Here is an 11,466-nt window from a genome sequence, read left to right as displayed (position 1 = left end):
ACTTTTCAATTCTTTATTTAAAGTATTTGTATGAATAATTCTTGGTTTGTTATTGTTAATCCTGTAGCTGGTAATGGTAATTTTAATAAATATTGGTCTGAAATTAAACAGGGATTAGAAGCGAATGATATTACTTATGAATATGTTAAAACTGAGTATTCAAATCATGAAAAAACAATTGTTCAACAAGCTATTAACAAAGGTTATAAAAAAATAATTTCAGTAGGTGGTGATGGTACTTTACATCATATTATTAATGGAATTATGACACAAAATACTATTAATTCAAAAGAAACAACTGTTGCTGTAATACCTTTAGGTACTGGTAATGATTGGATTAAAACCTATACTACTCCTAAAAATGTAAAAGCAGCTATTAATTTAATTAAACAGGAAAAAACCATTTTTCAAGACATCGGTTACTTGGAATTATCAGATATTACTTCTTACTTTAATAATGTTGCAGGCATTGGTTATGACGGATATGTTGTTAATAAGTTGAATAAATTGAAAAGATTTGGACCTATAGCGTATTTAGTTAGTGGAATAGCAGGTTTATTACTCTATAAAAAAACTACTTTTAAAGTAGATATTGACAAAAAATCTATTGAAACTAAGTGTTTAATGACTTTGTTTGGTATTTGTAAGTATTCTGCTGGAGGTATGCAATTAACTGATTATAAAAACTCTAATAATGGATTATTTGATATAACCATAGCTAAAAATCTATCTTTTTGGGATTTATTGTTTTCTATAAAAAAATTATACAACGGAAAAATTCTTCAGCATAAAAAAGTAGAAACATATACTTCAAAATCATTGTTAATAACTCCAAGAAACAGAAAGAACCTTCCTTATATTCAGGCAGATGGAGAGTTAATAGGTAAAGGAAAAGTAAGAGTTAGTGTTATTAAAAGTGCTATTCGAATAGTAGTTCCTAAAAAGTTAAAAAAAACTTAAAAAAATTGTAACATTTCTTAAACTCATACGTCTTTATAATAAGAAAGTCGTTATAAATGAAAAACTTACGAAAAATAATAGCGCTGTTTATTTTTATATTTATTACAGGAATTATCGTAACTGTAGTAAGTATCAATACGACTTTGAATAAAAAAACTCCTTCTGAAGTAGTTAAAGCTAAAGACACTCTTAACCTTATCAAAGCTTATAAAAAAGCCGTTTAAAGCACTTCTTTACATTTATTACCACTTATCAACAAACGTAGCATTAATACCTTATTTTTTGCAATTTGCCTACTAAAAACACAGAAAGGATTCTAATTTATTTAATCTCTCATATTACAAGTAAATTATTTAAAGTTCAAAAAAACTGTTGTTAACATATTATATAATATCTATAAAAGATTTTTAAAATTTAAAAAAAGAAATGATTGTTATAATAGTGTGTTAATATGTAGCATAAAAAGTAGATTTTATTTTTGGTAAAGTGACTTATTAAAATAAATAAACAAGTTATTAGTTGAATAAAATCTTAAAAATCAACTATAAAATGGAGTTATTAACAAAAGTTATAAACAGCAATTCACTAAAAATTATGAATAGTTAATTTCATTTTAAATGTAAAGAAAGGGGTAATTTTATGTTGATAAATGTTCATTAAAATCTCAAAAAAAAAGTTGCATAATTAATTCTTATTCTTGTATTGTAAAAAATATCTAGAAAATCAAATTTTCTTTTCAGAATCTACTACTAGTTCTTAACAATTTGGTAATACAGTTTAACCCCTTAATTTTAAAGAGGTTATTAAGAATGCTAAAAAAAGCATTGTTAATTACTGTTGATAACCGTGAATAACTGTATTTTTGTAGCTCACAACTGAATTAAAATCAACAAATTATGACAATCGCTGTAGGAAATGATCACGCAGGTACCGAATACAAATTTGAAATAGTTAACCTATTAGAAGAATTAGGACATAAGGTAATTAACTTTGGTACAAATGAAACCGATAGTATGGATTATCCAGATACCATTCACCCTACTGCTGAAGCTGTTGAAACTGGTCAAGCTGAAATGGGTATTATTTTGTGTGGAAGTGGCAACGGAGCGCAAATGACAGCTAATAAACATCAGGGTGTAAGAGCTGCTTTATGTTGGAATAATGAATTAGTTGAATTAACACGTCAACATAACGATGCTAATATTTTAACGATTCCTGCTCGTTTTGTATCGTTACAACAAGCCTTAGGGTTTGTTAAAATATTCTTATCTACCGAATTTGAAGGTGGTCGTCATGCTAATAGAGTAAATAAAATAGCTTGTGATTGCTAATGGAATTTAAAGTTAAAAATTTTCAAGAATTAACAACTTCAGAACTGTATGAATTACTTCAATTACGTTCTGAAGTTTTTGTTGTTGAACAAGATTGTGTATATCAAGATGTTGATGGTAAAGATCAAAAAGCTTTACATGTTATAGGTGTAAAAGAAGGTAAAATTATAGCCTACACACGATTATTTAACAGTGGTGAATATTTTGATACACCTAGTATTGGTAGGGTAGTAATAAAGGAAACCGAACGTAAATATGGTTATGGACATAATTTAATTAAAGCTTCTATCAAAGCTATTGTTGATAACTATAATGAAACAACTATTACCATTTCTGCGCAAACGTATTTACAGAAATTCTATGAATCTCACGGTTTTAAACAAGTAGGTGAAGGATACTTGGAAGATGGAATTCCGCATATAAAAATGGTAAGGAATTAAGTTAAGTTTTCAACTTCAATAACTTCCCCAGAATCCATTTTACCTAATACAATATCACCCACGCGAACACGTACCAAACGAAGTGTAGGAAAACCAACAGCCGAGGTCATTTTACGTACTTGCCTGAATTTCCCTTCGGTTAAGGTAACAGATATCCAAGGGGTAGGACCATGACGAGCATCACGAATTTTTTTAGAGCGTTCAGGAAAATTAGGAATGTCAATCATTTTAACCTTGCAAGGTTTAGTCATATATTTTTTTCCGTCAAAACCAATTTCAACACCATTTTTTAACTGTTCAACAGCTTCAGATGTAATTGCTCCATCAACTTGCACATAATACTCTTTTTCAACCTTGCCTCTTGTGGTAATAAAATCACTTACTTTTCCATCGGTAGTTAATAATAATAATCCTTCTGATTTTGCATCTAATCTACCTACAGCCATAGTTCCTTCAGGAAAATTAAATAGTTCTCCTAACAATTTATGTTTACCACCTTTTTTTTGATTGGTAATAAATTGCGATAAAAAACCATAAGGTTTGTAAATCATGAAGTGACGATGGGTTGGCATCTTTTCTTTTTTTAAGAAGCACAATATTACAAAATGTAACATAAAAAGATAGGATATTAAAGCTAGTTTTTCATAACTTAGCCGTTCTTATTACTTAAAATAATTAGCACGATTTATGGCAGCAGATAAAGAAAAAGAAGCGAAATTAAAAGCGCTTCAACTTACACTAGATAAGTTAGATAAAACGTACGGTAAAGGAACCGTAATGAAGTTAGGAGATAGCCAAGTAGAAGATGTAGATGCAATATCGTCGGGTTCTTTAGGATTAGATTTAGCCTTAGGAGTAGGAGGATATCCTCGTGGAAGAATTATAGAAATTTACGGACCAGAATCATCAGGTAAAACAACATTAACCATACATGCCATTGCAGAAGCTCAAAAAGCAGGAGGAATTGCAGCTTTTATAGATGCAGAGCATGCTTTTGATCGTTTTTATGCTGAAAGTTTAGGAGTTGATGTTGATAACTTAATCATTTCTCAACCAGATCACGGGGAACAAGCTTTAGAAATTGCTGATAATTTAATTCGTTCAGGTGCTATTGATATTGTGGTAATTGACTCGGTTGCAGCTTTAACACCAAAATCTGAGATTGAAGGTGAAATGGGGGATTCTAAAATGGGACTTCATGCACGTTTAATGTCACAAGCCTTACGTAAATTAACAGGAACAATTAGTAAAACTAACTGTACGGTATTTTTCATTAACCAGTTACGTGAAAAGATTGGAGTTATGTTTGGTAACCCTGAAACAACTACTGGTGGTAACGCTTTAAAATTCTATGCATCGGTTCGTTTAGATATTCGTCGTAGAACACAAATTAAAGATGGTGATAAGGTAATTGGTAACAGTACCAAGGTTAAGATTGTAAAAAATAAAGTAGCACCACCATTTCAAATGGCTGAGTTTGATATTATGTATGGAGCTGGAATATCAAAAGTTGGTGAAGTATTAGATATTGGTGTAGATTACGGAATTATAAAGAAAAGTGGTTCGTGGTTTAGCTACGGAGATACTAAATTAGGTCAGGGTAGAGATGCTGTAAAAGGTGTTATTAAAGACAACCCGGAACTAATGGAAGAGTTAGAAAATAAAATAAAAGATGCTATTGAAAACCAAGATTAAGATTTAAATTAAAAAGTTCTAACTATTACTAAAAAGCTGTTGAAATATTTCAACAGCTTTTTTTTTGTAAATTAAATGTTGTCAATTTAAGACAAAAGTAAAACACTAATCCTAGCATAAATTTGCATTGTGGAAACAAAAGAATTCTATAAAAACCGGTTACAGCAAGTTGTTTCTTATTTACGATCTAAATACAATGAAAAAATTTCTATTAAAGAGCTTGAAGAGTTTTCAAACTTTTCATACAGAAATCTTCAAAGGGTATTTAAAGCATACTATAAAGAAACTATAGGAGCTTATGTTACAAGAATAAAGGTAGAAAACGGTGCTAAAATGTTAGTGTACTCTTCTACAGAAATTAAATTAATAGCTGAAGAAGTAGGATATTCTGATGTACAAACATTTAGTAAATCATTTAAAAATCATTTCGGAATTTCGCCAGCAAAGTATAGAAATAAAAAAGAAGAATTATTTCAAAAAAAGAATCAAATAAATATAGAAATTATGCCTTTTTTTGAAGAAAAAATTACTGTTTTACCCACAAAAAAAGTACTATATACTACTTTTAAAGGAGATTATAATAGTACAAAGTTAACTACTATTTGGGATGAGTTTTTAGAAGAAGCATCTGCACAAAATATAAATATTAATACAGCTGAATGTTTTGGAATTATATGGGACGAACCTAGTATTTCAGAAGCTATAAACTATGATTACGATGCTTGTATTGAAGTTAATTTTACAGAAAAAATACCTCAAAAAAAATTTAAGGTAAAAACTATTCCAGAACAATGTTATGCCGTATTTACACATGTTGGGTCGTATCAAAGTATTTCTAAAACGTATGACAAAATTTTTACAAGGTGGTTATTTACTACAAATTTTGAAGTTTCAGAAAAACCATTTATTGAAAAATATATAAAACATGAAGGAAATACAAATAATGAAAGTGAATTTGAAACAGAAATTTATATACCTTTAAAAAAGACGATTTCACAACACTAACAAAACATGAAGAAAATGAAGTTATTAGCTATTTTATGCAGTATAGTTTTTACAATGAAATCTTGTTCAAGTGATGTAGCAATTACAAATAAAAACACTGAAATAAGCAGTCAAAAATTATATTACAACGCAAAAATCTATACAGTAGATGAAAATAATCCTTTAGCACAAGCATTATTGTTAGAAGGAAATAAAATAATCTTTGTAGGAACAAATAAAGAAGCAAAATTAAAAGCCAATAAAAATGCTAAGAAAATTGATTTAAAAGGAAAATTAGTATTACCAGGTTTTCATGATGTTCATATGCATCCTATGGAGGTAGGATCTACTACCACAGATTTTGTGTTAAATGAAGAAGAAACTAATGCAGAAAATTATATTTCAACCATCCAAAAAGCTTCAAAGGACAATCCAAATGTTGAGTGGTTAATTGGTTTTGGGCATTCTATAAATACACTATTTAATGCAAAAAGAAATCCATTAGAAATTATAGATGAAGCTGTTTCAGACAGACCTGTAATTATTATGGAACAAACATCACACTCAATGTGGATAAATTCTAAAGGTTTAGAATTAGCAGGAATTACGAATTCTACAAGCAATCCTCAAGGTGGAATTATTATGAAAGAAGGAGGGAAGTTATTAGGAATTTTAATAGATAATGCTGGCGATGTAGTTTTTCAGCAAGCAGTAGCATCATTAAAAGATACAGATGGTGAGTATGACGGAATGGTTTCTTATGTACTACCGGAATTAGCAAAATACGGTATAACATCAGTTTCTGATGCAAGAACTTACTGGAAAAGAAAACAACATGAAACTTGGAAAAATTTAGCTAATGATGGTAAATTAACTGCTCGATTTAATTTAGGTTTATGGGCATATCCAACCGAAAATGATAAAGAACAATTAGCATCGCTAAAATCATTGTTTTCAAATGATGAAAATAGCCTGTTAAAAATTAATCAGATAAAATTATATTCAGACGGAATAACACATAATACCACAGCAGCGTTACATTCAAACTACAAAGAAGATTTTTTTGGATTAAAAACAAATAACGGACTTAATTATTTTACACAAGAAAGGATTGCAAAGTATATTGAAGAACTAGAATTGGTTGGATTTGATTTTCACATTCATACTATAGGAAATAGAGGGGTAACAGAAGCTTTAAATGCCATTGAACAAAATGGAACCTCAAAAGGAAGACATCGATTAACGCATGTAGAAATGATAAATAATTCTGATTTAATTAGGTTTAAACAATTAAATATAACAGCTGATGCTCAAGTAGCTGGAGATTTCACCCAACCACAATATTGGCATGAAAACAATCATTTACTAGGTGCAGAATTATCTGACAATCAAGTTCCAATAAAATCATTAAAAGAAGCTGGAGTTAGAATAACATTGAGTAGTGATTGGAATGTAAGTACTTTAAATCCGTTTGTAGGAATTCAGAATGCCGTTACAAGGGCACCACAAAATATATCGTTAAAAGAGGCCATTAAAGCGTATACAGTTAACGGAGCATATGTAATGCGTCAAGAAGATAAAGTAGGGTCTATAAAGGCAGAAAAACTAGCTGATTTTATTGTTCTTAATCAAGATATTTTTACAATTTCATCAAATACAATTAAAACAACTAAAGTAGTTTTAACGGTTTTTAATGGTAAAGAAATATATGAAAGTAAATAAACAAATTGTTTTGAAAATTATATAAAAAGAAGATTTAGTGTAAATCTAAAACTAGTAAATAATTATACTGTTTTTATAAGTAATTTTGTATTTAAAAAGACAATGATTAATGTATCTAAAAGCATACAATTAAAAGAAATGTTGAGTTCCGATTCAACATCTCTTTTTAATTTAATGGAAGAAATATATCCAGCAGCATACAGTCATTTTTGGAAAGATGCAGGTAGTTGGTATGTGCAAACTCAATTCTCTAAAAGTAATTTAGAAAAAGAATTACTGGAAGATAAAACAAGCTACTATTTTATTCTTTACAAGGGAGAAATAATAGGGGTTTTTAGAATTCTATGGGATGAAAAATTATCAGGGATTGAGAATAAAAAATCATTAAAACTCCATCGAATTTATTTACATAAAAGCACTCAAGGTAAAGGTGTTGGTAAACAATTATTAGCTTGGTTAGAAGAGGAAGCTAGAAAAAAACAATATGAATTAATATGGTTAGATACTATTGATGAGCAACCGCAAGCTTTTGAATTCTATAAAAAACTAGGGTACCAACATCATTCACATTGTTTTTTAAACTTTGAATTATTGTTTGATGAAGTTAGAAAAATGAGTCAAGTATATAAAAATATTACTTAAACTCCAGTACTTCCAAAACCACCGGCACCACGTTCAGTTTCGTTTAAAACTTCTACTTCTTGCCAGTTTACACGTTCATGTTTTGCAATAACTAATTGCGCAATACGTTCACCATCATTTACAATAAACTCTTCATTAGATAAGTTGACTAAAATAACGCCAATTTCACCACGGTAATCCGCATCAACAGTACCAGGAGAGTTTAATACAGTAATTCCTTTTTTAGCTGCAAGTCCACTACGTGGTCGAACTTGAGCTTCATATCCAACAGGAAGAGCAATAAATAAACCTGTTTTTATAATAGCTCTCTTTAAAGGTTTTAAAGTAATAGCAGCATCTATATTTGCACGCAAATCCATACCTGCAGAACCTTCGGTTTCATACGTTGGAGTTTGGTGTTTTGATTTGTTTATGATTTGTACATTCATAATTCTTGATTTTCAATTTTCAAATATAATAACCTTTAAGTTTAGAGAGTCGTTTATAGATTTCTTAATTTTGTAATACAAACAAATACTACTTATGAGCAATCAAACTAGAATAGCCGTTTTAGGAGGAGGAAGTTGGGCAACAGCTATTGTTAAAATGTTATCTGAAAACTTAGAAACTATTGGTTGGTATATGCGCAGCATATATGCTATTGAACATATTAAACGTAACAAGCATAATCCTAGTTATTTAAGTTCTGCAGAATTACATCCAGAGCAATTAGATTTGTCTGAAGATATAAACTATATTATTGAAAATTACGATGTGTTAATTTTTGCTATTCCATCTGCTTTTTTAAACACCGAGCTAGAAAAACTAACAGCTTCTTTAGAGGGAAAAATTATTTTTTCAGCTATCAAAGGAATAGTTCCTGAATCAGGATTAATTGTTGGTGAACATTTTCATACATCATATAATATTCCATACGAAAATATTGGAGTGATATCAGGACCCTGTCATGCAGAAGAAGTGGCAATGGAGCGCCTATCGTATTTAACATTGGCGTGTCAAGATGAAGACAAAGCAAAAAAACTTAGCAAAGCTATAGCAGGACGCTATATTAAAACTAAAATATCTGATGATATTATTGGTACCGAATACGCAGCAATGTTAAAAAACATCTATGCCATAGCAGCTGGAATTGCTCACGGTTTAGGATATGGAGATAATTTTCAAGCGGTATTAATGAGTAACGGTATTCGTGAAATGAAACGCTTTATTAAAAAGATTCACAAAATGAAGCGTAATATTAATAACTCAGCATACTTAGGTGACTTATTAGTTACAGGCTATTCAACATTTAGTAGAAATAGAATGTTTGGAAACATGATAGGTAAAGGGTACACTGTGAAATCTGCAATGTTAGAAATGAGTATGGTTGCTGAAGGATATTACGCAACAAAAAGTGCCTATAAAATCAATCAAAAAAACAAAGCTAAAACTCCAATAATCGAAGCTGTTTATAACGTATTGTACGACAAAAAAGAAGCGAAAGATGAGTTTTTAAAGTTAACAAATAGATTAGATTAGTTGTTTGCATTTGTACAAATAATCCTTCTTAATATATAATTAAGAAGCCCCATCAATCGCTTCTAATAAATTGAGTTGTGTATAGGTCTTGTATACAAGATACAATAGTAACAAATTTAGTTTAAAAATCTGATTAACAAAGTTTTTAATTAAATATATTACAAATTAAAAATATAGTATAAATTCACTTTTAATTGTATTTTTGTTACTTTTAGTTTAAAATTAAACAAGCATGAAAACAATTCAAGAAGCTGTTGAAATTACCATCAGAAAAACTCCTTTTATAGAAGAGGCTTTAAATGAGAAGTTAATTAATGTATCATCGTTAGCAAGAGAAATTTTACCAGAAGTTTCTAAACTGTTAAAAAAAGAAGTAAAAGTTGGTGCAGTTATGATGGCTATTAATAGGTTATCTCCAGCAAACGAATTGAGAGTTCGTAAAAATATTAAACGACTTGCATTGAATTTAGGAGATGTAATTGTACGTTCAGATTTGTGCGATTTCACTTTTAAAAATACCACATCATTACTAAAAGAAATTGCTAAAATTTTAAGTAAATCAGCTGATAGTAAAGATTACTTTTTAACGGTTTCTCAAGGTATTTTTGAAACCAATATTGTTACAAGTAAAAACTTAAAGCCTTTTGTTGAAGAAATTTTTAAGAAAGAAGCATTAATTAATAACGTAAACGATTTAGCTTCCATAACTATAAAACTTCCAAAAGGTAATTTAGATCAATCAGGTATTTATTATTTCATTTTAAAACAATTTGCTTGGGCAAATATAGCGGTACAAGAAGTAATTTCTACGACACATGAAATGACCATAGTGGTAAAAGAAAGAGATGTGAATGAAACATTTGCTATTTTAATGGATTTGAAACTAAATTAATTAATGGAAAAAAAAGATCCCTACGCTTCCCTAAGAATCAAAGAGTTTAATATTTTTCTTTTAGTACGATTTGCCCTAGTATTTGCATGGTCTATGCAATTTATTATTATAGAATGGCAAGTATATAGTATCACTAAAAACCCATTATCACTAGGAATTATAGGTCTAATGGAGGTAATTCCAGCAGTATCTATGGCGCTGTTTGCAGGTCATATTGTAGATCAAAAAGAAAAGAGGAATTTATTAGCGTTGTGCATTGGGTTATTTTCACTCATTAGCTTAGGACTATTCTTTTTAACCTTACCTAGTTTTATTGAAGGGTGGAATAAGAACACAGTATTATACGCTATTTATGCCTTGGTATTTTTTGGTGGATTGCTACGTTCATTTTTCGGACCAACTATATTTTCATTAATTGCATTAATAGTACCTAAAAAATTATACCCAAACGCAGCAACTTGGAGTAGTTCAACATGGCAAATAGCTTCTGTACTAGGACCTGCTTTTGCAGGATTTACCATTTCTTGGATTGGAGTACATTGGTCATTATGTGTTGTATTTGGTTTAGTATCTATATCATTTCTAACAGTATTTTTCATTAAAAAGAAACCAATTTTAAACCCTAAAATTGGTGAGCCAGTAATGAAAAGTTTAAAAGAAGGAGTACGTTTTGTGTATAAAACAAAAGCTATTTTAGGAGCGCTTACGTTAGATATGATTTCAGTATTATTTGGTGGGGCAGTAGCATTGCTTCCAGTATATGCTCAAGATATATTAAAAGTAGGACCGGAAGGTTTTGGTGCTTTACGTGCTGCACCAGCCATAGGAGCTTTTTTAACAATGTTAATAACTGCTTACATACCTATTAGTAGAAATGCAGGAATGAAGCTTTTAGCAGCTATATTTGGTTTTGGAATTTGTATTATCGTATTTGGATTGTCTTCTGTTTTCTGGATTTCAATTGTAGCGCTATTTTTTAGTGGTGTAACTGATGGAGTTTCGATGGTGATTCGCCAAACAATATTACAATTAAAAACACCCGATCATATGCGTGGTAGAGTGGCTTCAGTAAACTCTATGTTTGTAGGTTCTTCTAACGAATTAGGAGCTTTTGAAAGTGGTGTAACAGCAAAATTAATGGGTACCGTTACAGCAGTTGTTTTTGGTGGTACCATGACTTTAATTACCGTTATTACTACGGGAGTTTTAAACCCAACGTTACGAAAGTTAGATTTAACTAAAGATTTAGAAGAGCATGAGAAGGAAGAATAACAAGTTAACT

General features: G+C 29.9%; 13 protein-coding genes. 11 read left to right on the top strand and 2 right to left on the bottom strand.

What is annotated here, in order from left to right; translation table 11 throughout:
- Positions 1-30: 30 nt before the first annotated feature.
- The 4 genes from Q4517_RS00270 (at position 31) to Q4517_RS00255 (ending at position 2,731) form a co-directional block, all read left to right on the top strand.
- Positions 31-960, top strand: a complete 930-nt coding sequence (locus Q4517_RS00270; protein WP_303504915.1) for a diacylglycerol kinase family protein — start codon at positions 31-33, stop codon at positions 958-960.
- A 56-nt stretch (positions 961-1,016) separates the two neighbouring features.
- Positions 1,017-1,184: a hypothetical protein gene (locus Q4517_RS00265; protein ID WP_170136987.1), complete on the top strand. Its 168-nt coding sequence runs from the start codon at positions 1,017-1,019 to the stop codon at positions 1,182-1,184.
- A 672-nt stretch (positions 1,185-1,856) separates the two neighbouring features.
- Entirely contained in the window at positions 1,857-2,291 is a 435-nt protein-coding gene (gene rpiB / locus Q4517_RS00260; RefSeq protein ID WP_303504910.1) for a ribose 5-phosphate isomerase B, read from the top strand.
- Positions 2,291-2,731: a GNAT family N-acetyltransferase gene (locus Q4517_RS00255; protein WP_303504908.1), complete on the top strand. Its 441-nt coding sequence runs from the start codon at positions 2,291-2,293 to the stop codon at positions 2,729-2,731. Before rpiB ends, Q4517_RS00255 begins: the two co-directional genes overlap by 1 nt.
- Here the strand turns inward: Q4517_RS00255 and Q4517_RS00250 are convergent.
- A complete protein-coding gene (locus Q4517_RS00250; RefSeq protein WP_303504906.1) occupies positions 2,728-3,303 on the bottom strand; it encodes a pseudouridine synthase in 576 nt (191 codons plus the stop codon). The genes Q4517_RS00255 and Q4517_RS00250 overlap by 4 nt on opposite strands.
- 115 nt (positions 3,304-3,418) lie before the next feature.
- Between Q4517_RS00250 and recA the strand changes: the two genes are divergently transcribed.
- The 4 genes from recA to Q4517_RS00230 all read left to right on the top strand — a co-directional run bounded on the left by recA (position 3,419) and on the right by Q4517_RS00230 (position 7,774).
- On the top strand, positions 3,419-4,426 hold the full coding sequence (recA, locus tag Q4517_RS00245) for a recombinase RecA (RefSeq protein ID WP_303504904.1): 1,008 nt from the start codon (positions 3,419-3,421) through the stop codon (positions 4,424-4,426).
- 129 nt (positions 4,427-4,555) lie between these two features.
- On the top strand, positions 4,556-5,431 hold the full coding sequence (locus Q4517_RS00240) for a GyrI-like domain-containing protein (RefSeq protein ID WP_303504902.1): 876 nt from the start codon (positions 4,556-4,558) through the stop codon (positions 5,429-5,431).
- A gap of 6 nt (positions 5,432-5,437) precedes the next feature.
- Positions 5,438-7,132, top strand: coding sequence for an amidohydrolase (locus tag Q4517_RS00235; RefSeq protein ID WP_303504900.1), 1,695 nt, complete (start codon positions 5,438-5,440; stop codon positions 7,130-7,132).
- Positions 7,133-7,234: 102 nt separating this feature from the next.
- Positions 7,235-7,774, top strand: a complete 540-nt coding sequence (locus Q4517_RS00230) for a GNAT family N-acetyltransferase (RefSeq protein WP_303504898.1) — start codon at positions 7,235-7,237, stop codon at positions 7,772-7,774.
- Here Q4517_RS00230 and dut read toward each other — a convergent pair.
- The gene (dut, locus tag Q4517_RS00225; protein WP_303504896.1) at positions 7,771-8,202 is read right to left on the bottom strand and encodes a dUTP diphosphatase; all 432 of its coding nucleotides are present in this window, start codon (positions 8,200-8,202) and stop codon (positions 7,771-7,773) included. The genes Q4517_RS00230 and dut overlap by 4 nt on opposite strands.
- Before the next feature lie 94 nt (positions 8,203-8,296).
- Here dut and Q4517_RS00220 point away from each other — a divergent pair, with 94 nt between their 5' ends.
- The 3 genes from Q4517_RS00220 to Q4517_RS00210 all read left to right on the top strand — a co-directional run bounded on the left by Q4517_RS00220 (position 8,297) and on the right by Q4517_RS00210 (position 11,456).
- Positions 8,297-9,292, top strand: coding sequence for an NAD(P)H-dependent glycerol-3-phosphate dehydrogenase (locus Q4517_RS00220; protein WP_303504894.1), 996 nt, complete (start codon positions 8,297-8,299; stop codon positions 9,290-9,292).
- Between the two features lie 232 nt (positions 9,293-9,524).
- Positions 9,525-10,184, top strand: a complete 660-nt coding sequence (locus tag Q4517_RS00215; protein ID WP_099214943.1) for a hypothetical protein — start codon at positions 9,525-9,527, stop codon at positions 10,182-10,184.
- Positions 10,185-10,187: 3 nt separating this feature from the next.
- Positions 10,188-11,456, top strand: coding sequence for an MFS transporter (locus Q4517_RS00210; protein ID WP_115899625.1), 1,269 nt, complete (start codon positions 10,188-10,190; stop codon positions 11,454-11,456).
- Positions 11,457-11,466: the final 10 nt, after the last annotated feature.

The organism is Tenacibaculum sp. 1_MG-2023 (assembly GCF_030547425.1).
Lineage (GTDB): Bacteria > Bacteroidota > Bacteroidia > Flavobacteriales > Flavobacteriaceae > Polaribacter.
The sequence above is the reverse complement of the archived record's forward strand: the minus strand, read 5'-3'. Positions and strand labels throughout refer to the sequence as shown.